The following is a 23,912-nucleotide window of genomic DNA, read 5'->3' on the forward strand; positions in this document are numbered from 1 at the left end:
GAATCTGAATAGTACACAGTGACTTTTTTATTATAGCCATTAATCTGTTTGATTTGTTCTACTGTGCCTCGATTGATTTCTCTATGGATTGTGGAACGGTTACGCCCAAGGCGTCTGCCTATCTCTGCTTTATTAACATCTTCGTTTAACCATTTTTCTATCAGTTGTCTTTCTTTAAAATCTAAATGTGTGAATGATCGAGTCTGATTTGTGTTATAATTACCTGTGGACATGAAGATTCTCCTTTGCTTATTTTGTGGTGATTTAAGTATAACGAATCTTCATGTCTTTTTGTATTTTCAGAAATTACTGTGTGTTGCAATTCATTTTACAACACACCATCATTTTTAATCCGCTTATCGGATTTATTTATTCTTTACAAGCAACTGATGTCATGCTATAATAAAAGACACGTTAAAGATAAAGACACCGAGTAATGCTTCACTATGTTTTAAAGAAATTTACTCACACTGGAGCAATTTGAGAATTGCAAGGACACAAAAGAGGCAGGGTTTGTGTTGTTTAAATGAGAAATGTAGGAGTATCATTCTACAAGTATTATCAGCCCCAATAAGAACTTTATAACTGTTTTATTTTTAATCAGAAAGCCACTTCGCTTAAATGAAGTGGCTTTTGTCAATTTAAAGGACTGTTCAGTGGGTTGTTTGAGCAAGAGCTGCCCCTCTTCTCCCCTCCTCCCTCTCCTCTTCTTTCAAGGCTTTGCAGCACTGCTTTTGCAGCACTGCTGCGGAGGATTACCAAGGTCTAAACCAGCTTGAACGATCTTATCTTGCTTTTATATGATTAACTAGAACCATGTTCCAAATTCACAATTAAACTTCACTTTCGAGCGCATTCACTTCGATAATACCATAACCTCACCACACGCTAAATACTAATCTAAAAACAGTCAAGAGAGTCTGAATGTTTGTCGAATCGGTCCTGTAAAGGTGTGTGGACATATTCATGCAGCCAAGCATCTATCTGTAGAATATGATTCAAATCCATCTCGTACAGCTTTGGGTATTCAATGTCATATGTTTGGCCATGCACATAGACACTGGCGATGGGGTTTTGCCCCTTCCAGAAAACGCGTACCTCCCCTTCTTCAGTTCGCTTGAACATCACCCGTACCCCTTCTATCGATGTGATTTTTCCAATCAGTTCTTCTTCTGTCATATTCCGACCCCTCCATTTTATTCGAACAAAAAAAGCACCGCTTTAAAATAAGCCGCGCCTGAAAAGGTCGACTTATCTTTCAAGAATTCTCTTGTTGGATGTAGCACAGTGCCGTACCGGTCTGTTGCTGAAGCTTCACAGGGCCAATTCCCTCCACTTGCTCTTGATAAGGTGTTTTATTCAGTTCGCCTTTAATGATAACTATAGTGAGTCATGTTGTCAATTAAAAGCAGAAAACAATAAAAAACACTGCCAGCCCCAATCAACATGCCCCATCATTTAACGATGGAGGATGTAAAAGGATACTGGCAGTACTTAAGGTGATGCTTTCACCTATTTTTTATTTAATCTAGGTTAATCACTCGGAATTCATTGTTTTCGTTTACTTCTCCTGATATGTCACTCCCTACTTCAACAAACGGCAAACCGTCATGTAAGTTGATGTCTGCTTTATAAACGCTGCCGTCAATCATGAAGTAATAAATGGTGTTCCCGGATACAACGGCCTGCGAAATATTTTCAACCTGCCCGGTGATTTGAGTCAAGTTTTCGTCGGTTACTTACTTCAACATTCATGTCTTTGCCGTTTGAGGCGTTCCGGCCGTTCAGTTCTGCGATTAAGCCGTCTACCGTCTCACTGGTGATGACTTTTTGGTAATCTTGGGCATCTACCAACGCATACGAACGAACCAGCCCTGAATCGTCCTTTAAGGAAGAAATATAATAAGGACGATGGTTCAAACTGATCAACAACGGAAACGTTGATTCAAAGCGCATTTGTTGCAAAGAACCTTCTGCTGAATCCATTGCTGAAAACTCATCCGCAGAAGTGACTGGATAAAATTCTGCTTCCTTCGTACGCATGTTGACAAGATAAAAACCGATGTTTGAGGCATCGCTGTTGACGGATGTGACTCCGGTATACAGATAGATGTCATTGTTCATCGGAATGTAATTATAGCCTTCGGTTGTTTGAGTGACTCCGCGTTTGCCGAATACCGCATTAAAGAAACCGTCGCTATACTTCCCTCTGTAATTTAATTGTTCCAAAATGAGGTTGGCTGAATACACTCTGTCGACCCAACCAGGTACATTCTCTAAATCATACTCTTGTGTTTCGCCCGTTACGGCGTCCAACACAATCAACCCCGTCGGTTCGAGCTGGGTGAACCAAAACTTGTTTTCATAAGTGGTGGCAATATAATGGGGATGGCCTTCTTCGTCCACTTCAAACGAAGGATTTTCAAATATTTTTGTTGGATATTTGAACCGCAAGTGACGTTTGACATTTCGATTTAACAATTCAGAATCGGAATATTTGATGTTTTCTGCAAGATCTACGACCTCTACCTCACCTGATACCATATCTACTTTTAGATAGTTGGGTATTCCTTCGTCTTGGTTGCTCACCCAACGGATAAAGCTGGCATAACGCAGCGGGGTTACGCGGTAAGGGTTGTTGTCGATATTGATCTGCGTATAGGTTTCGGCCGGGACAAACTGGGAAACCAATTCATTGACTGAACCGATGCGTCTATCCCCTAATCGTTGAGCAGTATCTCTATCCATCATAGGAATAGAAGATTCGTCCATCACAGGAAAATCTTGCTCAAAGTTCTTTTCTTCTACTTGAATTAAACCGGCATAGTCTGTTGAACGGAAAACAACCCCGTTAAATACGTTCCCAAGAGCAATGGCGAGAATCGCAACTGCCGGTATAAACAAAATCGCGTATTTTGTTTTTTTATGTAGAAAAGCTCGTTTGTCTATGGCGATCTCAATGGAAACTGTCAATAATGTAACTAAAAGAATCAGAAACCTAAATTGTTGAGAGTGAAGATTGATAGCTGGGGTAAAAACGTAAAAGATTACCAGCGTAGCAATAGCCAGCAAACTGTATAGCGTGAAACGTAACTTTCTTTTTGTCATATAACCTTCCTTTTCTGAGTTAAAGTGATGCAGTATTATTCGAAAACTTACCCTTGAATAATAAACAACCCATCCCCCATTATACATGTTTATAAATGGAGAATGGGCATAATGGTATAATTAATTAAACAATTCATGACAGCGACCCGTTAGTGCGCACTCAGAATCCCATGTCGACGGTTTCATATACTCTATTAATATTTTCCTGCGTGATGCCTATATAACGCAGCGTAACCGCTTGGGATGAGTGCTGAAAGATCGTCTGCAGCAAACTGATGTCAACTCCTTGTTTGTAGGACCAATAACCGAATGTCTTTCTCAGTGAGTGGGCGCTCAACGGAACGATACCGATCATGTCGCCGGCATGAGAGATGATTCGATGAGCCTGCATGCGCTGAATGGGTTGCGTGGGGTTCTTCGCAGAATAAAACATGTAATCATCCGGTTTCAGCTTTTCCGTTTTGACGTACAGCCGAATGGACTGCCGCAGTTTGGGGTGCAGCGAAATCATTTTCTTTTTCTTCGTTTTCTTTTCCTGCACCCAAACGGATTCTTTTTTGTGGACGTCTTCCACTTTGAAATTTAAGATGTCGCTGATACGGAGTCCGGTCCGCAATCCGAATTCCAAGAGCAACCGATTTTTGGATTCCAACGGGTACACTTCCATCAACTCTTTGATTTTCTTTTTGTTTTGAATGGGATATGTAAAATTCACTTTCAGTTCCTCCTATTCTGAAAACCTCTTTTGTCTATGTGAATATATGAACATAAAGAATCCCTCATTAGCCTACTCTGAAAAAAGGGAAAAAACACCCCTAAAAGTCACTTTTTTCACCTGATTTCGTTTTTTTGCCCCTTTAGTGTACCATTTTAGACCTTGGTATAGCAACATTCCATAGGATACACAATTGTAGTTGTGTATCCTCAGGGAGTCGTGTGATTCTCGCGTCTTCTGACGCCTTTTCAAACAGCTATGCGCCCACTTGTCCGCAATCCATCCTCAAAACCGCTCATTTTAAAAGTTGCCTGGAAACAAAAGAAAGACCTCTTCAAAAAGAGGTCTTTTCAGAAAAGATCGTTTCAGAGACGAGTTTGTCATTTCACTCAACGGAATCATTTTTGATTTGTCATTAACGTCTCCTGGAAATTTCTCCCAGCACAAGAAGTTAAACAGATGCATTATCGTCCAGAAATTACTCTGACATTCTCGCGGGTTTTAAGGCGATTTCAGCTTCTGTCATGATGACTTACCCACGAAACGTTCTTAAAAAACATATTTTTAAAATTATACCTGTCAGATCGCCTTTTCCAGCGGTCTTTCGCTATCGAAAAGCGTCACGAGATGGCAAATCAGCCATAATTGTCTTTCAAAGCTGTCTGCAGCAATCCAGACGAACGCTCCAGTTCCGATTTCAACATTTTTTTGTAACGTCTTGCTTCGTCAGGATTTTTAATTTGATAATAAATAACCTTTTGGTATTTTTTGCCTTGTTTCGTTTTTGAGTATCTTTCCAATATGCCATCGTCTATGAGTTCGTGGAGCGATTTGTAAATTTCGGAGTGATTCGGCCGATATCCGAAACGATCGAACTTTTTTTCAAGTTCATCCAGATAGTCTAGGCCATACATTTTTTCTTGTTCGGTCAACGTGATCATATACAACTTTAAGAAGGCTCGTTGACGCAGCAAGAATGTACTTACACCTTTCGTCATAGCTTCCAGCTCCTCTCATTTTTTGATTCTTGCGACACACACTATTGTTCTAAATTCACACCTCTATTATAGCATTCATTTTTACCCAATGTACCATATTTCCTTGACTGTTTTATGTTGGTATATGGCGTTTGAAGTGGTAATATGTGTTGCTGGAGTAGATGCGTGCGGAGTTAGATTTTTATTGTGAATTTGGAACATAGTGACAAGTAACCATATTTAGTTATCGTGAGTCTGATTCACAAAAAAGCTTTCACAAAGAGATTACGGTGTCTAATCGTCTTCCCTATGCTAATCACAGACGCTATCATTTCGGTTTTGGTAGAACAAAGAAAAAACTCTTCAGAAGAGGTTTTTCAATACAAGATTTAACTTGGATTCCATGCACCTTCAGAGTTCTGTTGCTGTTCGATAGGATTCGAGTCTTCTCATCGCTTGCTTCAAATGATCGGCATTGGCAGCTTCACCTTCGTTAACCTCATATACCCATTATAGCACCCGTTTTGGCCAATGTACTAGACTCTCTTGACTGTATGGGATTAGCAAACAGCGTGTTGTGAGGTGATGTTGTTAGTGAAGTAGATGCGTGCGAAAATGGAAAGTGATTGTGAATTTAGAACATGGTTCTGTTTAATCATGTTATAGTATAACTCTATTCATTGTCATACTCACTTAAATCCGCCTTTCAATAAAAAAACAAAAGAAGACGAGACAAAATCCCGGCTTCTTTAAATTATTTTAGATTCGTTAATCCTCAAACTGGGATTGGTACAAGTCAGCGTAAAATCCGTTTTGTGCGATTAACTCGTCGTGGTTCCCTGTTTCAATGATGTTCCCTTGATCCATAACTAAAATTACATCTGCATTGCGGATAGTAGACAAACGATGGGCAATGACAAAGCTGGTCCGCCCTTCCATTACTCGGTCCATGGCACTTTGAATTAATTGCTCCAATCGGGTGTCGACAGAACTTGTCGCTTCATCTAATATCAAAATATCTGGATCACTGATGACGGCCCGCGCAATTGTCAGGAGCTGTCTTTGCCCTTGTGAGATACCGTCTCCGTCCGGCTGAATGATTTCTTCGTAACCATCTGGCAGAGTACGAATGAAGTGATCCACATTTGCGGTCTCTGCCGCTTGGATGATTTCTTCTTTCGTGGCGTCTTTGTTGCCGAAACGGATATTTTCTGCGATGGTGTCTTGAAACAGCCAAGCGTCCTGCAGCACCAGCCCCATATGCTCCCGTAAGTTCTGACGGGAAAGTTTGGAAATGTCTATTCCGTCAATATATATGGCGCCATCCAAAACATCGTAAAAGCGAAGCAACAAGTTGATGAGTGTGGTTTTCCCTGCTCCGGTCGGTCCGACAATCGCAACTGTCTCACCAGGCTTCACGGTGAAACTGACATCATTCATCAAGATGTTTTCTGGAGAGTAGCCGAATTTCACATGATCAAACACCACTTCGCCCTTCACTTTCTCAGGCAATTGTTGCGGTTCGTTTGACGTGTCTTCTTCCTCTTCGTCCAACAATTTGAATACCCGGGCGCTGGCGGCGCCCGCACTCTGCATCATTCCGCTCATTTGCGTAATTTGACTGATCGAGTGGTTGATTTGGCTGACGTACTGTACCAGAGCCTGCAAGTTCCCCAATGTGACGGTTCCCTGCAATACTCTCCAACCCGCAATCAGTGCAACTGCTACATAAGACGTTTCGGAGATAAAGCTGGTTCCCGGCATGACCAACCCTGAACGGAAAGCGGCATCCGCGCCTGTTTTTGATAACCGAGCGTTATTTTCTTTGAATTGCTTCAAAGATTCTTCCTCTTGGTTGTATACTTTCAACTCTGTGAATCCGCTCAAATGTTCCTGTGATAACGCGAATAGAGCTCCCAATGTGCTTACTTGTTTCTTCCACATCGGCTGGCCCCATTGGATGACCAAGCGCGAGTAAACCAACGTGAGGGAAATCATCGCAAATACAATGATTAAAATTGTCGGTCGGATGACCACAATCATAATGATTGCGAAGAAAATTTGCAACAACCCCATCATGGTAGGCGCAAAAGTCTGGGTTAAAAAGTTCGATACGGATTCGATATCGCTCGTCACACGGCTTAAAATATCCCCTAGCTTATGACCGTCAAAGTAAGAAATCGGCATGCGGTTCATTTTTTGACTCATGTCATTTCTTAGGTCGAACATGGCTTTTTGCACAACTCCCGAAATGAAGAAAGTGGCGAAATAGCGGCCGGCCATATTCAATAGACCACGAATTCCGTAGATCGCCATAATACGGATCACATACGGATAATTGATTCCCGCTCCTGGAACTCCTTCTATCATATCCACGACATTTCTTCCGATTTCGGTGATTGCCAAGCCCAAAATAAACGGCTCCAACCCAGATGTAATCACAACCAACAAAATCATCGCAATTCCAATGTAAAACTGACCGCTGTATGTTTTGATATACGGCCACACTCGACGTAATTCGATGATGTCTTTCATCCGTACAACTCCTCCTCGCTCAACTGGGAACGGGCGATTTCTTGGTAAAGTTCGCTGGTCTCAAGCAGTTCTTTGTGTGTTCCCATAGCCGCAATTTCTCCCTCATCGAGCACAATAATCTGGTCGGCATTGATAATCGAGCTGACCCGCTGCGCCACAATGAACGTCAGCGATTCGGTTGTTTCTTTAGACAACAACCCTCTTACTTTGGCATCCGTTTTGAAGTCCAACGCAGAGAAACTGTCATCGAAAATATAGATTTCCGGTTGGTCGATGACTGTGCGGGCAATTGCCAAACGCTGACGTTGTCCTCCGGAGAAGTTTGTGCCCCCTTCTACCAATTTCGATCCATACGTGTTTTCAAGCCGCTGAATGAAATCATATGCTTGTGAGATGGAAGTGGCGTGGTCAAAGTCTGCTTCTTCTGCTGCTTCTTTCCCGAATCGCAAATTATCCGCAATTGTCCCGCTGAACAGCAAGGACTTCTGCGGCGTATACCCAACTTTCTCACGCAACGCTTTTAAGTTGTAGTCTCTTACGTCCACTCCATCGACTAGAATTCGTCCGGATGTGACGTCATACAGTCTGGGAATAAGCTGCACCACGGTTGATTTCCCACTTCCTGTAGATCCGATAAATGCAACCGTCTGCCCTTTTTGAGCCTTGAAGGAAATGTTTTTCAGTACTGGTTCGTCTGCATCAGAGTACTGGAAATACACATTTTGAAATTCCACTTCGCCTTTAATCGGCGTTTCCACTACCCCGTCTTCATTTTCATCAATCGACGGCATCACCTTCATGATTTCCTCCAACCGGTTTGCGCTGACCGTGGCACGGGGGTACATGATAAATAGCTGAGCCATAATCAACAAAGAAAACAACGCGTGGAAACTGTATTCAATAAACGCCGTCAACACCCCGACCTGCATGTTGCCTAGCTCAATTTGACGTGAACCTAAAATTACAATCACGACAATCATGCTCACAATGATAAAGGTAAAAGCCGGATCCGCCAACCCCAATGTACGGAACAGTTTCAGACTATTGTTTTTATAGGCGTCATTCACTTGGTTGAACCGCACGAATCTGCTCTCTTCTTGAGTGAAGGAACGAATCACACGGTTCCCGTTGATGTTTTCTCTAAAGATTCCGTTGATCCGGTCCAAGTTCTTTTGCTGCTTTTCAGAAATCGGATGCGAAAACTTCGCTAAAAAGTAAATGATGCCACTCATCAAGAACAACGAAGGGACAAGAACGATGGACAAATTCGGGCTGACACTGAACATAAACACAATGCTTGCCAGTATCATCAGCGGAGCCATCAATCCCATGCGCAGCAATTGTTCCGCAAATTGCATCAAAACAAAAGCGTCTGTGGAAATACGTGTTGTCAGCGAAGGAACACCAAACTCTTTGTATTCATCGTGGGAAAACTGAACCATCCTCCCGTACACTTCATTCCGTATGTCCTCTGTCATCTTTGCTGTTGCATGGGCACTTCCATATGTACTGACCACACGACCGACTAATCCAATCAAAGCAAGTCCCAACATCCACCATCCTATGGTCACGGCTCTTTCAAAATCTCCAGGTATTAAAGCTGTGTCAATCATGACTCCCAATAATGTAGGCAGCCCCATCATCACCAGTACTTTTCCCAGCGTTCCAATGACGCTGATAAAGACATACCTGTGCTGCCTTTTTAAAAATTGCCACATGAATCTCATAACATTCCTCCGTTTCTATGCAGTAAGCGACATCAAGCCATACCGGCATGACGAATCCTTGTAAAGTAATTAAATAGCGCTCCTTATTTTAGTTCTTTTCGAATACTTAATCAATATTGTATAAAAAGAATAAAAACTTTATTTGAATTCAAATTAATACCGATCCTTTTTACATATACTCAAAGCGTACCCTCAACTATATATATATCGGTGAGGACACGCTTTGTTTTGTTTCATATGAACAGACTTTACAGGTCACTTCTCCAAGTAAGCCTTTAAGTCATGCATCATGAGTTCTGTATCTTTTACTCCCAGTTCATACATTTCTTCCAGTTTGCCGGGGTCTTTTTCCAGCCGCTTGATGGGAATGGTCTGAGATGGCCGGATGACGAACACTTCCCCTGCTTCTTCCAATCGGATGATTTCTTCGACGGTTTCATTGTAAGTATGGTGCCGGTTCTTCAATCTCTCCGCAAATCGAGGGTGTTTTCGGTAGAACAGATTGATGAATCTCTCGCTGGCTTTAGTTTTCCGATAATCCAGTGGTCGGGTCAAAATGACAATCAGTTTTTCATAGCCCAATTCCTGCGCTTTTCGAATAGGAATGCTGTCGCTGACTCCTCCGTCCAAGTACTTCTGTCCGTTGTTTTCAATCATTTTAGAGACAAACGGCATGGATCCGCTCGCCCGCAAAGCTTCCATCTGCTCAAACGGTCTTTCAATCAGCACATACTCAGGCTCTCCCGTCTCTACGTTTGTGACCGTAACGAAAAAGTCAATGCCGGACTTTTTGAACGCTTCTTCATCGAAGATATCCAGTTCGAACGGCACTGTATAGTAAGCAAACTCTTTGCTTACGATGTTTCCAGTCGTCAGCAGATTTCGTATGCTGATGTAGCGTTTATCATTGATATAGTCCTTATTGTAGCGCAGAGCACGGCCACGCTGCTGGGAGGCATAGTTGATGCCGAACAATGCTCCGGCTGAAACAGTCACCATGCCGTTCACTTTTATTTCTTCATCGAGCATGCGGTCCAAGGCGCCGGCTGTATACAAGCCCCGCATCCCTCCGCCCTCTAAAACCATTCCTGCAGTCATCCATGAATCCTCTTCTTTCTTCTCTGTAAATGAGCGCTGTGATTTGTTTGATGTTATTATAACATCTATAAAGGTGTTCGTATGCAGTGGAATGAACCTGATTGTTAGAACTTATACAAAATGCCACCCACTGCAACTTTAACTTTGCAAGGGGTGGCTGGTTGCTTATCCGTCTATTCTTCCGCTTTTGTTCGCGGCTTTAAGTCGTAGGCTTTTTGGACCATTTGATGGCGCTGCCCCAGTGCTTCGTCTGTTTTCTTGTCCCACAGCTGTTGCTGGGCCTGCTTGACCTGTTCCACCATGTCTTCTGGAATAACTGTCCGGTAAGCTTTGGTCTCTCCCAGAATCACTTTGATGGAAGGTTCCAGAATTTCCGCTGGATCGTACTGTTCAAACGGGAAAGCAACTTTTTCATAATCGAAAAGACGCTGGGCGGGATCGTCCTGCCAGCTTTTCCACGTTTCCATTTCGCGGTCGTTGAATCCGGTCAAATACGGACCGGGGTTGATGGTCGCCACCTCAACATTGAACTCCTGGAGTTCCTGCGCCAGTGTACTGGCCACCGCTTCTGTGGCAAACTTGGAAGCCGAGTACGGTCCTGAGAAAGGGTTGGTCATCATCCCTGAAACGGAGGATACAAAAACAATGCGGCCGCTTTTGCGTTCTGCCATTTTCTTCGCGAATCCCTGCGTTAAAAGTACGGGACCGGTGACATTAACGTCAAATTGATTGTGTAAGTTCTCTTCTGGAATATCCACCAACGACCCGCCTTCTTTGACAGCTGCATTGTTGACCAGCACATCGATGTCCCATTCCCATGCTTTTTCACGGTCTCCAGGATCGGTCACGTCCAGCTTTTCAATTCTCATAGAGAGCCCTTTTTCTTCTGCTTCATTCTCGAGTGAGGAGACTTGCGAGAGCACTTCTGTCGTTGCAATGACATCTTTTCCCATGCGCGCCAATTCCAATGCGAACATCCGTCCAAAACCTGTACCTGCACCAGTGATCAATATTTTTTCTGTGTCCATCTAACCCCTCCTTGGATAATGAAATGTCTGTATTTCTACAATCAGAATAACAAAACGAAAGAGCGAGTGGAAACAAAAAGGGTCGAAAGAAGCCGGTGAGTACTCTCAACCGGCTTCTTTCGGGATTTTTAATACAATTCAAAGATTTCGTCAAACAACTCTTTTTCGTTTTCAATTTGGGTTTTGTTTCCGATGACGACAACGGTCCCCTCTTCCAACACACTTTCGATGTCTTCATGCAAAGAAGACAGGGCATCGGAATCTGTGGCCAAAATCTCTTCTTTCAATCGAATCAGGTCTTCCCGGGTCACGCCTGTCTGCAGGCGGTAAAATGCGGTCAACCCTTTACTGAAGGCGGATTTTGGTTGTTCCAACGGGCTGATGGTCCCGATGATGTACTTCAACAGCTCGTCTTCTGCAATCTCCAAGTCTTTCACATAATTAGGAAGGTTCTCGTAGACATCCAATGTATTCTTGATGTTTGGATCACGGTACGAGCCTAAGGCAAAGTTGCCGTTGCGCTGATGGCTGTAGAGGGAACCATACGCTCCGCCTTTCACACGGATTTCGTTCCACAAGTAATTGTACCGGAGTGCTGTGGCCAGCACTTGCGTCGCGCCGGTATAATGTAGTTTCCCACGTGCATCCGCCCCGATACCGACATAGTTGACGTCTTGGGCAGTGACGTACGCTTCGTTTTGTTTGGCACCCGGCTTGATTTCCACCGGCCTTCCCAATTCGGTGCTTGGTAGAGAGGAAAAGGCTGTCTGAAGCTGTTCTTTTACCTGTTTCACACGTTCTTCTTCCCCTACATACAAGACATGCAGGCGATTCTTGTTCAAAAGCGTGTCCATCATTTGTTTCAACTGGCCGATTAATGCGGAAGCATCTGCTGACTGCAGTGTCTCCCGGACAGACTTCAAGTAATTGAATTGATCGATGCCGTTTGTCAGCTCGTTCAATTTCGCTGACGGCTTGACTTGACTGAGCGCCCGATCGGCAGCAAGCACATGAGCACGGTAATTGATGCGGTTCTCGAAGTTTGAAATTAACCGCTGCGTGATTTTCAGCATCTCTGCTGTATCAGTAAATACAGTGTGGGCAAGCACTTCTTTCATCAAGTCCACCAATTGTTCCAAAGAAGATTCCAACGCTTTCCCGCGCAGGACAAAGTACGGCTTCAAGTTGCCTTCTTTGTCTTCGTAGGTGGAGACGGTCCCGTATATGCCTCCTGTGTGCAAGTCAATCTTCCGTTGTAGAGTTGCGACGTCATAGTTTTTTGTTGCCAATTTCCCCATCAAACTGCTCGTGAAACTCAAAAGCGGATAATCTTCTGCAGGAAGGTCTTTGATATCGACATACAAATTGATGTAATCGATGCCGGAAGTGAACTGGTCCGCATGGTAGAAGGAGGTTTCTTCATCAAAAGCCGTTTCCTCCAAAGGATAAGATGGAACATCCGTACTCAAGTCATCTTTTGTCAGCGTCGGGATTTTGGCCAAGTCTTCCGGATTGTCCGGTGTCTCCTGCCGCTTGATCAGCGCTTGTGTGTTTTCTGTGATTTGTTGAATCGCTTCTTCAGAAAGTTGTTTTTTATATTCCTGCAACTCTTTGTGGACTTGTTCTTCCAAGCGGTCATTTTTTCCTGGTTCTGCTTTTAAAGTGACCGCCACACGCAGCGGGTTGTCCAATAGTTTTTGTTGAATCATTTTTTCGAAGTACCCGTTACGTGCATGCTCTTTCAATTGGTCCAGGTAGGTGGAAAATTCCAAGTTCACAAAAGGACTTTCGCCGTACAACCACGTTTGCAAGGCGTTGATCGCATAAAGGACCCCGCGCGGGTTGTCTTCAGAGATGGCGGCTTCTTTCGTTCGGAAAGTGATTTTGTTTAATGCCGCATCCACCAGTTCTTGGTCCAATCCTTGAGTGGCCAATTCTTCCAATGTCTCACGGACGACTTTTTTGAATAACTCCATCTTAGCGGCATCTGAGTATTTGGCTGTGATGATGAAAGAAGTTGGGTACCCGATAGTCGCCGTGTCCCCATCAATATCTCCGCCGATGCCTGCATCGAGCAAGGCTTTTTTAAGTGGCGATTGGTTGTTTCCGAACAGAATCTCCGTCAGGACTTCCAACCCATACTGGTCCAAAGCATCTTCAGGTTCAGCCACATGCCATCCCAGAGCCAAATAATCTTTGTTCTCAGGGTCGTCTCCAGCGGTGATGGAATACGTGTCTTCAAAGTCCTGTTCAGCAGGAACAGCAGCTTCAAAAGACAAATCAACGGTTTCTTCCAGGCGCCCTTTTCCATTGAAATATTCTTCCAACGCTTCGAAGACAGCTTCTTGGTCCAAATCCCCGTAAAGGATGGTCATTGAATTGCTTGGATGGTAATATTTTTCATGAAAATCAATAAATTCTTCCTGCGTCAAACTTGGAATGGCTGACGGGTCCCCGCCGGATTCATAGCGGTAAACGCTGTTAGGATACAACTGGCGGGACAAGTGATTGTACACTTGTCTTTCAGGAGACGCAGTGGCGCCCTTCATTTCGTTGTAGACGACGCCTTTATAAATCAAATCATCTGCTTCGTCTTCCAAATGGTGGTGCCAGCCTTCTTGAGCCAAAATCTGCGGGTCTTCGTATAAGTTTGGCTGGAATACAGCATCCAAGTATACGCCGACCAAATGCATGAAATCTTTCTGATTGGTGGAAGCCACTGGATAGATCGTTTTATCAGAAAACGTCATCGCGTTGACAAAGGTGTTCAATGAGCCTTTAATCAATTCCACAAAGGGTTCTTTAGACGGATATTTTTTAGAACCGTTCAGGACGGAATGCTCTAAAATATGCGCGATTCCATTATCGTTGTACGGTGGTGTTTTAAACCCGATGGTAAATGCTTTGTTTGGGTCATCGTTTTTTAAGTACAAAACTTGTGCACCGGTTTCTTCGTGTTCGTAGATGGTGCCGACAGACTGGATGTCCGTCAATTCCTGTGTTTCAATTTCCTTAAAAGCCATCAACTAATCCCCCGTTTATGTGTGTATTTTGTGTCATATGAATATAATAGCATGAAAGCGGATCGAAACAGCCATTTTTTCTATAGAAATGAGAAAAAGAATCTCCTTTTCAAACAGAAAAACCTTTCTCATGAAAGAGGGCTGGCGCACTCCTGAGAAAGGTTGGGAAGCTTATTGTAACTCTCGCATGAAAAAGTCTCTCACTTTTTCGACTGTCTGAGGAACGACAAGATGCCCGGCTCCTTCTTCCAACTCAACCGTCAAATCGGCATCCAGATTGTTTTCAATGAACTCAACTGCATCGGCATAAGCCACACGATCGTCTTCGCTTCCGTGCCAGATGAAAAGCGGGCGGCCGTTCAATTTTTCCGGCTGACGCGACAAGTCGTATTCGGGAATCCAATTCGTCAGCATTTCATAATCATTTGGGAGGTAGCGGCCGAATTTTGTTGCATAATGTCGGATTCGATCGCGGTATGCCGTTAGTTTAGGCGTTCCCATCAAGCAAGCCGCAGCTTTTATCTCCGGGTTCTGGGTCAAGAGCGCACAAGTGGTCATGCCGCCCATAGACAGCCCCCCAACGCCGATTCGCTCGTCACACAAGCCTCTTTGTTTAAAATAATCAACGATGTACCCAAACTCAAAGAGATTAGTGTGGATGCTGTCGAAAAAAATCAATGAAGGAATTTCAGACATCATTTGCTTGCGTTTGCCGTGGTTGGCCGCGTCCGGAAGCACCAGCCGAAACCCGGCTTCGGCTATTTTTTTCCCTTGAGAAAAAATCATTTCTTTATTCGTCTGCCAGCCGTGATAATATACAATCAACGGCAGGACTTCGTTCTTCTTTTCTTCCGGAACCACTTCCAACACTGGAATGTTTCCTATCATGCGACTGCGGACAGTTGTTTTCACTGTATACACCTCTTTAAAATGCTGAAACAAATCTTACAAAAATACAGTAAGTTTGTTTATGTGGCTATTATACGCGGAAACCAACTGAAAACAAAATGTCAGTCAAGATTCAATCTTACGAATCATTTCACCTTCGCTGGTATAAATGTACTGACGGGCCTCTTTAGGATCTGCCATCGCTTGGATAAGCCGGTCACGAAAAGGTTCCGCCAGTTCATCAAACAAATGGGACTCTTCATCCAAATTTAACTGCGCACGTTTGGCTTGGATTTCCCCTTTTTTCAACAGCTTATACGAAGTTTTTGGCAGTTTTCCTTCAATCTCTTCTTCTTCAATGCGATAAAAATAATTGTCGTCGATATAAGCAATTTCCAGGGCGCCGGAATTCGTCCGTTCAATCTTCGGTTCATAATCTTCGTTATGAATTTCCCACCAAGCCTTGATTCCCTGCAGCGCATCTTCTTCTGTTTTGTAGTGTCCGTGGCGTTTGCGGACGCCGTCCCGCTTATTGATCCAATACTTCGTGTAAACTGTCTGTGTCATCCGCTCTTCCCTCTTTCCATATTGTTTTTTAAATCAGTAAAACGTTTTATCTATCATAACAAAAACGACAGGTAAACTCTCACTTCGACCATCCGAAAACATCTACATCTTTCAATCCGTCAGAATGAAAGTAAACCGCCTGATGATAACAGAGAGCATTCATCAGACGGTTTGCATCATTTATTCAAATACTTATCCAATACTTTTTTGGCTGCCCGCTGTAGGACCGCCATCTTCCCATTTGAACGTTTGGTATCTTTGGTTAAGAATTGTTCCAGCTCGGACATCTCCTGGTCTTCCACTTTGGTGACCCCTTTGAGGGTTTTCTTTTTCGAACGGACTTTCAGCTTGGTTTCGAACCGTTCCCGCATCAGCGTCTCCAGTTTGGATAAATCAGGGTATTTCCCTTCTTTTTCCCCGTTGGCAATGAGCGTCAACACTTCAATGTAGCTCATTGCCAGAGCGCTGGTCAGCATCGCGGCTGTCGTTCCGCTGATGATGCCGCCGGCCAAGGTTCCTGCCCCCGGAATGAACTTGATGACGTTGGCGACCATCGACCGCCCCAAGAAGGTGGTGCCGCTTGTTCCGCCGACTGCAGCCACCATGCTGACGATGGACGCTTTGTCCAAAGAAATGCCGAAAATAGCCGTGATATGGGCCAGCAAGGTCACCTGCATCGGGACAAGCAGGGACGCATCCGAAAAAGGAATGGGGATGAATCCCACACCAAACGTGGTGACGATATAGCGAGTCGCCCAACGACGGGCGGCACGGGCTTTTCGTGCGATGTCCGCCTGTTGGGCATTGTTAAAAGCTTTTTTTGCGTCCTCCGGGATGACCGAAAATGTGCGCTCGATCAATTCTTTTAGACCGGAAGCCGGGATGGTGTACTCTTCTGAAACCGGGTACGGTTCTGCCATCACATTCAATACACCCGCTACCGGCAGATTCAACTCTTCAATATACGTCTTGAATTCCACGGCAGGCTGACCGATGGATTGCGTCAAAACCACAAGGACGGGCAGTTGTTTGCTTAACTCTGTGATCAAATCCAATTCAAGGGATTCGATACGGGAAGAATTCCCGTTGATGCAGTAATAAACCGCATGCAGTTCTTCTTTTGTCCCTTTCGTTTTGTTGAACAAGTCGGATATTTCTTTTTTGACCTGCTTCTGCACCGATTGTTCCAATTCCAGACCTCTTGTATCGTAGAGAACGACCGGAACCCCTTTTTTGGAGATTCTCCGCAGGTGCGGAGTAACGGGTTTCCCTATCCCTGTGGTGGCGAGTTTTTCACGAAAGACGCTGTTGATTAACGTGCTCTTGCCTACGCCTGTTTTTCCGGCAATCAAAATATTGATGGGAGACATTTTCTCCAATTCTTCTTCGGTTTTGTCCAAAATTTCTTGCACTACATTAAAGTCGTTTCCTAAATTTTTCATTTCGGTTGTTCTTCTCGTTGGTACGAAAAGAAGAACGCCCCCCCTCTCTTACTAGTAAATGGATACTTTTATTCTAACATTGAACCCGTCAAAACGTTGAAGAAAAAGGTTTTGACGTGCAACAAAAAAGGTGGACCACTGGTGTCCACCTCCCTTGCACAATTATCTTTTGTCGTTTTCTCTCAGTTCTTCCACTTTCGTCGGCTTCCATCCTCCGTTGTCCACCCATGAAAGATACACGCGGTATGTTTCTGTTTGGTCTCCATCCGTGACGGTCGCAACCACTTTATCCGGTCCGTCGTTTCCAACCCACCATTCAATCATATTATCTGGGTTTAATCCTGTGACGGATGACACAGCTTGTTTGATTTCAATACGGTCTTGTGAACCGTTGGAGAAATCCGTTGTGTGTTCGCCTTCTTGGCTGGTTCCGATCGGGTCCCAGTCGCCTGTGTACGCCCGAGTGACCAAGTCGTCGGAAGGTTCGGCCGGTTCTACATTCTCTTCGTTTTCCTCATCTGTGTCTTTCTTTTCCTCGTCTTCAGAGGTATCTTGTTCTTCGTTTTCTTCTTCCGTGTCTTGAGCGTTTTCGTCCGAAGTGCTCGAATCCGCTTCTTCAGATGAGTCACTCGCTGTGTCTTCCGCTGAAGAATCAGCGGTTGAATCCTGAACGATGAAAGACGTGTCGGTCTCTCCGGCTTGCTGCGTTTCAGGTTCTTCACCGCCTGAAAAGATGGATACAAGCAACAGCAATAATATGATCAGCAATCCGCCTACAACAGCAGAATAGATGAGCTTGCTCTTTCTTCTTTCTGTCCCATTTCGTTTTGTCCGAGACAGTTCGTTGTCTTGTTTCTTATTTTCTTGGTTGTTTTTCATGATAAGAAGCTCTCCTTCCCGATAATCGCCCTTAGTTTACCACAAAATTAGCACAGAAAGAATTTCTTTCTTGTCACAATCTACTAAAAACGATAACCAACCTAACAAATGCATGTCAATTCCATTAAAGGCATTGACATGCATTTGAGAGTGAGCTTCTTCAGTTTGGTTTGATGTTGTTTGTCGTTATGGTTTTAACACAAACTTGATGTTTTCGTCTTCTTTTTTGTCGAACATATCATAAGCTTTTGCGGCGTCTTCCAGTGACATAGTATGTGTAATGATATCAGTAGGGTCAAACGCTTTTTCCAGGATCAAGTCATACAGCTTCGGCATCAAATGAACCACTGGCGCCTGGCCTGTTTTGACCGTGATGTTGCGTGCGAAAATGTTGTTCAGCATAAAGTTCGTCGCCGGTGTCAAATACGCACCCGTCAACATAATGGTTCCGAATTTCTTGACAGCGAAACTGGCTGTTTCAATAGGGTTGGTGGTTCCTCTTTGCGGGGAGACAAGATTTGTCAGTTTTTCGTCTTTACGGACTACACCGTCCATTCCCACACAATCGATGACCACATCTGCACCGCCGTTGGTCATGTCTTTCAGAGCCAAACCGGCAAAGTCCACTTCATCGAAGTTCAAGGTTTCCACACCGATTTTTTTCGCTGAATGTTCCAGTCGATGTGGAACATTGTCCACAGCAATGACTCGTGCAGCGCCTTTCATCTTCGCGAAACGTTGAACGTTCAACCCAATCGGTCCGGAACCGAGAACAACGACCGTATCGCCTTCCTTGACGCCGGCGTGTTCCACACTCCACCAAGCAGTCGGCAAAACATCCGACAAGAACAAAACTTTCTCATCCGGCAAATCGCTGTCCGGAACGACAAAAGAAGTGGGGGCGGCATAGGGAACCCGTAAGTACTCCGCTTGTCCTCCTGGAATATCGCCGTTTAGTTTTCCGAATCCAAACAACCCGCCATAGTCGGATTCAGGGTTTTTGTTGGAGTTGTCGCACTGGCTTTCCATTCCGTGTTCACAAAAGTGGCAGTGTCCGCAGCTGACGTTGAATGGGATGACGACCCGGTCGCCGCGTTTCAATTTCTTGACGTCCGGTCCGACTTCTTCCACAATCCCCATAGGTTCATGGCCAATCACGTAATCCTTTTCGACAAACAAATCACCGTGGTGGTATAAATGCAAATCTGACCCGCAAATGCCTGTAGCCGTTATGCGGATAATCGCATCAGTCGGTTCAACAATGGTCGGATCAGGCACTGTGGTGACTTCCATTTTTTCCTTGCCTTGATAGGTAACTGCGCGCATAAAAAATCCTCCTTATATTTGTAACTGGTTTCTCTTACTTTAACATGGCGAAAACAGGACAAGAAATAAAATGCACTCAAAAACAGCCGACTCTCTTTTAAGGTGCGTAGAGAATCGACTGTTTCAGATGAGCTATTTAGATTTTCCGTTGATTTTCAACAATGGTTTGGACACCAACGGCGCCACAATCGCTGCAACAACTGCTTCGGCCACACCGTTCGTGGCGACAACGCCAGCCAGAACCAGCATCAAATTGGAGATGTCCACGTCCAACGCAGCCGCATATTCGGCTCCGTAAAACAAATAGATGAATGTTAAAACGAGTAAGGTGTTCGTCAAAGACCCTCCCACCGAAGCCGCTGCCATGGCAAACGTTTGGTTTTTTTGGTTTCGACGTTTCAGCAGTTGGTAAACAACGCCGGTGACCAAACCAATCAACATCCGCGGGATAAAAGCGATGATTGGATTGGTCCATAAGAGCAGATCAAGAGGAGAGGAAGGGACGGTATAAGCTCTGATCATCCGCACGATGCCCCAAATCCCCCCAATGATGACCCCGTCTTTTGTTCCGATGACCAAGGTGGCTACAATCACCGTGATGTGAATGATCGTAGGATTTAAGGGAGGAATCGGAATGTTTCCCAAAAAAGGAACAAAGTTTTGAATCAAAATAATGGCGGTAAAAATACCGAGCAAAGCAATCCGTTTGGTGTTTTTTTTGTTTTTGCGCTTCGGCATGTGTTTCCCTCATTTCAAAGACTGATAATAGTGAAATTTTTACATTTGTTTCAGCATACTTCTCCCTAAACGCCCCATCAATACGTACAAGAGCTGTTTTTCGTCTTCGGGCCATGGAGCAAAAGCGGCAGTCATTCGTTTGTTTAATTCGAACTGGTACGAACGGTAAGCTTCCTTGGCATCGTCAGACAAAGAGAAATAGACAAACCGTCTGTCTTCCCCCGATTCTCGAGTGACCAATCCTTTTTTCACCATTTGGTTGACTTGACGGCTGATGGTGGATTTGTCCAACATGGCATACTCCGTTATTTCTTTCAGCGTCAGTTTGTCATCTTGGATGATTTCAATAATCGGTATAAACGAAGCCGGCAGATCGATTTCTTTTTGGAGCTGTTTAACCAGCCGTGTGTAAATGAAAACCACTTCTTCTAGCTTATCAATCAATGAGGGAATCGATGCAGATTGAGCCATAGTATTCCCCTTTCGTATCGTCATTAGTGAACGATCTGGTGGTTACTTGTATAGCCCAACTATACTAAAGAAAGGGAAAGATAGCAATTCAAAAAACCGCTTGTAATTTTACACCAACATCATCCGATCGGACAGCTCTTCGCCGCCGGTTCTGGATTGGAAGAGCTGCATCAACCGCTCAACCGTCAGTTGGTTCTTTTCTTCTCCCTGCATGTCGACAATGATTTCTCCAGCCTGCATCATCACTAACCGGTTGCCGTACTCGATGGCGTGTTTCATGTTATGGGTGATCATCAATGTGGTCAATCTTTCTTCATTGACTTTTTTTTGTGTCAACTTCATCACCATATCGGCGGCTTTAGGGTCCAAAGCAGCTGTATGTTCATCCAACAATAACAGCTCTGGTCGCTTGAGCGTCGCCATCAACATCGCAATGACTTGTCTCTGCCCTCCCGAGAGCTGCCCCACTTCTTCGTCCAAACGAGTTTCCAGCCCCAAACCGGTCTGTTTAAGCAATGTGTGGAAATGCTGCCGGGATTCATCGTGGAGCGTTCGCTTGAACAGCCGTTTTTCTCCTCTATGCATCGCCAGGGAAAGGTTTTCCGCCACAGTCATCCGTGGCGCTGTGCCCATCAACGGATCTTGAAACACACGCGAAACCCAGCGGGCTCGTTTTTCCTCAGATTGCGTGGTTACATCTTTCCCATTGAGAATAATCCGGCCTGTGTCCGCTGTGAGACTCCCTGACAGGGCGTTTAATAAGGTCGATTTTCCCGCTCCATTTCCGCCAATCACGGTAATGAAGTCCCCTTCTTTGGCAGTGAAGCGCAAATTTTTCAGTACGCGGTTTTCATTTGCTGTTCCGCGATTAAACGTTTTGCTTAGTCCGGTGACTTGTAAACTAGGTGTGGTTGTCATTATCGGCTCTCCCCTTCCTGCAATTCCAATGGTTCTGATTGACGGGCGAATTTCGATTGCAATTTGTTGAATTGTTTTGGCATCGATAAGAAGATTGCCAGCATGATGGCTGAAATGAGCTTCAAATCATTTGGCTGCATCCCCAAGGCCAAGACGGTAGAAATGATCAGCCGATAGATAATGGACCCTAAGACCAATGAAACCAAGCGGCCACCCAAAGATAGTTTGGTGAACACCACTTCTGCAATGATGACAGAGGCCAACCCGATAACGACTGTTCCAATCCCCATACTGACGTCGGCGTAGCCATTGTTCTGGGAGACTAGTGTGCCGGAGAGTGCGATGAGGCCGTTAGCCAGCGCCAGACCAATGACCTTCATACTGTTTGTCTTGATCCCCAAAGAGCGCGCCATGGTTTCGTTGTCTCCGGTGGCAATCAGCGCCTGCCCTAAATCCGTCTTGAAGAAGTAGATTAAGAGGACGGTCAAAGCGGCATACACAGCAATACCAACAAAAATCGCATCAAATGAAGCAGGAAGTGGAACAATGTCCGTTAACAAAGACATCACCAGCTCTTCTCCAAGCAGGCTTAAGTTCGCCCGTTCCATGATTCTAAGGTTGATGGAATACAACCCGGTCATGGTCAAAATCCCGGACAACAACGGCGGAACATGCAATTTGGTCATCAGAACCCCTGTGATGCCGCCTGCCAGACAGCCGGACAAAAAAGCACCGGCAGTGGCGACGAGCGGGTGAATCCCTGAAACAATCAGTTGTGCGCCTGCTGCGGCCCCTAAAGGAAAAGCCCCTTCCGCCGTCATGTCGGGCCTGCGTAAGATTCTGAAAGAGATGAAAATACCCAACGCCATCATTCCCCATAACATGCCTTCTGCGGTTGCATTGACAATTAAACTCATCATCTTTATTCACTCTCCTGTTCGTTTTGGGTGTCTGTTGCTCGTTCGAGCATGGAAGAAGGGATGGAGATTCCGAGTTCTTCCGCTTTTTTGGTATTGATGAACAAATCGCCTTCTTCAGCGTACTGAATCGGCGTCACCGCTGGATCCGATTCGCCTTTCAACACTGCTGCGGTCATCTCTCCGGTTAATCTGCCCAGTTCATATTGATTCAGCCCGATCGTAGCCAGTCCGCCTTCTTGAACCATGGTGTCAACTGCCGGGAAGATGGGGATGCCTTGTGCGTCCGCTTGTTCGACCAGTGTCGGGAATGCACTTGCAATGGTATTGTCTGTCGGCACCCATATCGCATCCACCTTGTTGGCCAATGCGGCTCCTGCATGTGACACATCGTTTGTGGATGAAATGGTCATTGTTTCTGTTTCAAATCCAAAGTCAGCTGCAAACTCTTCAGCCATCTCCCCTTGGATGATGGAATTGTCTTCGCTGGAAGAATACATGATGCCCAACGTTTGAACGTCCGGCATCAACTCCTGAATCAAAGCTAACTGCTCCCGCACCGGGGTTAAATCGCTGACGCCGGTGACGTTGCCGCCGGGACGCTCATTGCTTTCCACCAATTCCGAGCTTTCAGGATCGGTGATGGCGCCCAGTATAACCGGAATGTCTTGCGAAGCATTGGCGAGTGCCTGTGCAGCCGGTGTGGCGATGCCCACCATGATATCTGCTTCGCGGTTCACAAAGCGGCTGCTCATCGTGGCCAGGTTACTTTGATCGCCTTGTGCGTTTTGGAAATCCAACACCATGGTCTCCCCGTCCACGAACCCTTCTTCTTCTAAAGCGTCCGTGATTCCCCGGGTGATGTCGTCGAGGGCCGGGTGACTCACCAGCTGTAAAATCCCGACATACGGCAACTTGTTCTCCCCTTCCACTGATTCCGTCTTGTATCCGTCAATGAAAGCATAAATTAAAAACGCACTCAAAAGAGTAATGAATCCCATCATTTTTTTCATGTGTCTTCCTCCTGAACGTTATTCGTTTTATTTTTTATCACTGATTGAAGCCGTTCAGTAAGGGGCGCCATCGTTTTACTCTCTGCTCTTCCATCTCAAGCCCTCCAGTTTTTATGAATGATTTTTTGTATAAAAAAACAGCTGCCGAAAGCGGCAGCTGTTTAAAGCCAGCGATGCCGCATAGACCTATCGAAAAATCATCGATCTATGCGGCATTGATTATGTAAAGTCAAATAAGCCAACATAGACGCATACTTCATTGTGAAGGCTGCATCTATGAGACGTCTCATGATACAGCAGTCTAGTGGCTTTGCCAGCTATTCAATTGAATGGTGTCTGTGTGTGTCATGAGAACCCCTCTTTCTTATTCTAAGAATTGTATTTATCCTACTCCACTCATATTGGTTTGTCAAGCACATTGAGGCCGCTTATTCAGATAAATTTTGGTGGTGTGTTGTAAAATGAATTGCAACACACAGTAATTTCTGAAAATACAAAAAGACATGAAGATTCGTTATACTTAAATCACCACAAAATAAGCA

21 protein-coding genes and 1 riboswitch are annotated in these 23,912 nt (G+C 44.8%); all 21 genes read right to left on the reverse strand.

Annotated features, from left to right (window positions below; genetic code table 11):
* The coding region (locus G470_RS12860) for a helix-turn-helix domain-containing protein (protein ID WP_051258459.1) at window positions 1-233 on the reverse strand (233 nt) is incomplete at its 3' end.
* A 667-nt stretch (window positions 234-900) separates the two neighbouring features.
* A complete protein-coding gene (locus tag G470_RS0106000) occupies window positions 901-1,179 on the reverse strand; it encodes a hypothetical protein (protein ID WP_028274042.1) in 279 nt (92 codons plus the stop codon).
* Window positions 1,180-1,248: 69 nt separating this feature from the next.
* Window positions 1,249-1,352, reverse strand: a riboswitch (SAM riboswitch).
* Between the two features lie 171 nt (window positions 1,353-1,523).
* Entirely contained in the window at window positions 1,524-1,724 is a 201-nt protein-coding gene (locus tag G470_RS14400) for a hypothetical protein (protein ID WP_051258460.1), read from the reverse strand.
* On the reverse strand, window positions 1,699-3,108 hold the full coding sequence (locus G470_RS12865; protein ID WP_051258461.1) for a hypothetical protein: 1,410 nt from the start codon (window positions 3,106-3,108) through the stop codon (window positions 1,699-1,701). The genes G470_RS14400 and G470_RS12865 overlap by 26 nt, the downstream gene beginning before the upstream one ends.
* Window positions 3,109-3,268: 160 nt before the next feature.
* Window positions 3,269-3,823 carry a tyrosine-type recombinase/integrase gene (locus tag G470_RS0106010; protein ID WP_028274043.1) on the reverse strand — a complete coding sequence of 185 codons (555 nt, stop codon included), beginning with the start codon at window positions 3,821-3,823 and terminating at the stop codon, window positions 3,269-3,271.
* Window positions 3,824-4,458: 635 nt separating this feature from the next.
* Entirely contained in the window at window positions 4,459-4,821 is a 363-nt protein-coding gene (locus G470_RS0106020; protein WP_028274044.1) for a helix-turn-helix transcriptional regulator, read from the reverse strand.
* 747 nt (window positions 4,822-5,568) lie between these two features.
* The gene (locus G470_RS0106025) at window positions 5,569-7,335 is read right to left on the reverse strand and encodes an ABC transporter ATP-binding protein (protein WP_028274045.1); all 1,767 of its coding nucleotides are present in this window, start codon (window positions 7,333-7,335) and stop codon (window positions 5,569-5,571) included.
* Window positions 7,332-9,062 carry an ABC transporter ATP-binding protein gene (locus G470_RS0106030; protein ID WP_028274046.1) on the reverse strand — a complete coding sequence of 577 codons (1,731 nt, stop codon included), beginning with the start codon at window positions 9,060-9,062 and terminating at the stop codon, window positions 7,332-7,334. Before G470_RS0106030 ends, G470_RS0106025 begins: the two co-directional genes overlap by 4 nt.
* A 255-nt stretch (window positions 9,063-9,317) precedes the next feature.
* A complete protein-coding gene (locus tag G470_RS0106035) occupies window positions 9,318-10,160 on the reverse strand; it encodes a patatin-like phospholipase family protein (RefSeq protein WP_028274047.1) in 843 nt (280 codons plus the stop codon).
* A gap of 173 nt (window positions 10,161-10,333) precedes the next feature.
* Complete coding sequence (locus G470_RS0106040; protein ID WP_028274048.1) at window positions 10,334-11,188, reverse strand: SDR family oxidoreductase; 855 nt, start codon at window positions 11,186-11,188, stop codon at window positions 10,334-10,336.
* 128 nt (window positions 11,189-11,316) lie between these two features.
* Window positions 11,317-14,211 carry an insulinase family protein gene (locus G470_RS0106045; protein ID WP_028274049.1) on the reverse strand — a complete coding sequence of 965 codons (2,895 nt, stop codon included), beginning with the start codon at window positions 14,209-14,211 and terminating at the stop codon, window positions 11,317-11,319.
* 171 nt (window positions 14,212-14,382) lie between these two features.
* Window positions 14,383-15,123: an alpha/beta fold hydrolase gene (locus G470_RS0106055; protein ID WP_028274050.1), complete on the reverse strand. Its 741-nt coding sequence runs from the start codon at window positions 15,121-15,123 to the stop codon at window positions 14,383-14,385.
* Between the two features lie 102 nt (window positions 15,124-15,225).
* Window positions 15,226-15,666: a hypothetical protein gene (locus tag G470_RS0106060; RefSeq protein ID WP_028274051.1), complete on the reverse strand. Its 441-nt coding sequence runs from the start codon at window positions 15,664-15,666 to the stop codon at window positions 15,226-15,228.
* 176 nt (window positions 15,667-15,842) lie between these two features.
* Window positions 15,843-17,108 (reverse strand): YcjF family protein, encoded by a 1,266-nt coding sequence (locus G470_RS12870; protein ID WP_051258462.1) that lies wholly within the window; start codon window positions 17,106-17,108, stop codon window positions 15,843-15,845.
* A gap of 162 nt (window positions 17,109-17,270) precedes the next feature.
* Window positions 17,271-17,987, reverse strand: coding sequence for a YrrS family protein (locus tag G470_RS0106070; protein ID WP_028274052.1), 717 nt, complete (start codon window positions 17,985-17,987; stop codon window positions 17,271-17,273).
* Between the two features lie 186 nt (window positions 17,988-18,173).
* The gene (locus G470_RS0106075; protein ID WP_028274053.1) at window positions 18,174-19,313 is read right to left on the reverse strand and encodes an alcohol dehydrogenase catalytic domain-containing protein; all 1,140 of its coding nucleotides are present in this window, start codon (window positions 19,311-19,313) and stop codon (window positions 18,174-18,176) included.
* A gap of 132 nt (window positions 19,314-19,445) precedes the next feature.
* Window positions 19,446-20,051 carry an ECF transporter S component gene (locus G470_RS0106080; RefSeq protein WP_028274054.1) on the reverse strand — a complete coding sequence of 202 codons (606 nt, stop codon included), beginning with the start codon at window positions 20,049-20,051 and terminating at the stop codon, window positions 19,446-19,448.
* A 39-nt stretch (window positions 20,052-20,090) separates the two neighbouring features.
* Window positions 20,091-20,522 (reverse strand): MarR family winged helix-turn-helix transcriptional regulator, encoded by a 432-nt coding sequence (locus G470_RS0106085; protein WP_028274055.1) that lies wholly within the window; start codon window positions 20,520-20,522, stop codon window positions 20,091-20,093.
* 108 nt (window positions 20,523-20,630) lie between these two features.
* On the reverse strand, window positions 20,631-21,440 hold the full coding sequence (locus G470_RS0106090) for an ABC transporter ATP-binding protein (RefSeq protein WP_028274056.1): 810 nt from the start codon (window positions 21,438-21,440) through the stop codon (window positions 20,631-20,633).
* Complete coding sequence (locus G470_RS0106095; protein WP_028274057.1) at window positions 21,440-22,357, reverse strand: ABC transporter permease; 918 nt, start codon at window positions 22,355-22,357, stop codon at window positions 21,440-21,442. The genes G470_RS0106090 and G470_RS0106095 overlap by 1 nt, the downstream gene beginning before the upstream one ends.
* A gap of 5 nt (window positions 22,358-22,362) precedes the next feature.
* Window positions 22,363-23,370, reverse strand: coding sequence for a tryptophan ABC transporter substrate-binding protein (gene trpX / locus G470_RS0106100; RefSeq protein ID WP_028274058.1), 1,008 nt, complete (start codon window positions 23,368-23,370; stop codon window positions 22,363-22,365).
* Between the last annotated feature and the right edge of the window lie 542 nt (window positions 23,371-23,912).

The sequence above is a fragment of the Atopococcus tabaci DSM 17538 genome (assembly GCF_000429585.1).
Lineage (GTDB): Bacteria > Bacillota > Bacilli > Lactobacillales > Carnobacteriaceae_A > Atopococcus > Atopococcus tabaci.